1 protein-coding gene is annotated in these 1,446 nt (G+C 45.4%); it reads left to right on the top strand.

Annotated elements, in window-relative coordinates; translation table 11 throughout:
- Nucleotides 1-55 precede the first annotated feature (55 nt).
- A protein-coding gene (locus tag ACKWMY_RS28145) for an IS3 family transposase (protein ID WP_409487540.1) occupies nt 56-1,407 on the top strand; the annotation gives its coding sequence in 2 pieces (ribosomal slippage) (nt 56-533 and nt 533-1,407; 1,353 coding nt in all).
- Nucleotides 1,408-1,446: the final 39 nt, after the last annotated feature.

Consider the following 1,446-nt stretch of genomic DNA (forward strand, 5'->3'; position numbering starts at 1 on the left):
TGTGAACTGCACCCCAAAAGTTGGACACCAACTGAGTAAGGTGCATTTAGTGGGTATAGCAAAGCATTCGCTTGAATTTCGCCTGTCCGTAGTCAACTTCTATCTGTCTGGTAATGGGTATAAGAAGACCGGGCAGGTGTTTGGCATTCACAGGGATACCGTCAGTCAATGGGTTAATGCATTTCAGCAACACGGAGTTGATGGCATCACCTGGAAGAACGATAATCACCCTCCTCAGTTCAAACTTTCGGTGGTTGAGGTCATGCTTGCTGAAGGGCTTACCGTGCGTGAGGCCACGGCTCGTTTCAATATCTCAGACAAAAGCGTAGTTAGGCGCTGGTTCAGGGTGTATAGCGCTTCTGGTGCTGAAGGTTTGTTGAAACTAAGCCGAGGCAACAGTAAACCATTGAATAAAAAAACCAAAAAGACAGAAATTGTAGATCTGGAGCTGCGCCCACCGGAAGAGCTCACCCAAGAAGAGTTGCATAAAGAGCTCCGCTATCTTCGGGCAGAGAATGCTTATCTAAAAAAGCTGAAGGCCTTAGTTCAACAGGAGAAAAGCGAAAAAAATCGCTAATAATTAATGAATTAAGGCTGGAGTATCCGCTTGCCGACTTACTGCAAGTCGCAGGTATGTCACGCAGTACGTGGTATTACAACATCAAGGCGTCCAGAAGAACGGATAAGCACGGGGAGCTTAAGGATAAAATTAGTGAGATATACCACTACCATAAGGGACGTTATGGTTATCGCAGGATAACGCTGTCACTCAGAAAGCAAGGGTATAATGTAAATCATAAGGCCGTGCAACGCTTGATGTCAGAGCTATCGCTCCAGGCATTAGTCCGTGTGAAAAAGTACCGCTCATGGGTAGGAGAGGTCGGTAAAACCGCTCCAAATCTCTTGAATCGTAAATTCTGTGCCAATAAGCCCAACGAAAAGTGGGTAACAGATGTCACAGAATTTAATGTCCGGGGAGAAAAACTTTATCTATCTCCAGTTATAGATCTGTTTAATCGCGAAGTCGTTTCGTACAGTATGTCCGATCGTCCAGTGATGAGTCTCATTAATACCATGCTGGAAAAAGCCATTGCGAAGCTTGGCAAGGATGACACTCCAATGCTTCACTCTGACCAAGGCTGGCAGTATCAGATGGCGCAATATCAGCAAAGGCTGCAAAGAGAAGGAGTGGTTCAAAGCATGTCACGGAAAGGAAACTGCTTGGATAATGCCGTAGCTGAAAGCTTCTTTGGCACACTAAAATCGGAGTGCTTTTATCTGTCAGAGTTCAACAGCATTACTGAACTCAGAAAAACTTTAGATGAGTATATTCATTATTACAACAATGAGCGCATCAGCCTTAGGCTGAAGGGCCTGAGTCCGGTAGAGTACCGAACCCAGGCCTAACTACTGAAACAATCCGTCCAACTTTTGGGGGTCACTTCA

This window comes from Serratia sp. J2 (assembly GCF_046269175.1).
Lineage (GTDB): Bacteria > Pseudomonadota > Gammaproteobacteria > Enterobacterales > Enterobacteriaceae > Chania > Chania fonticola_C.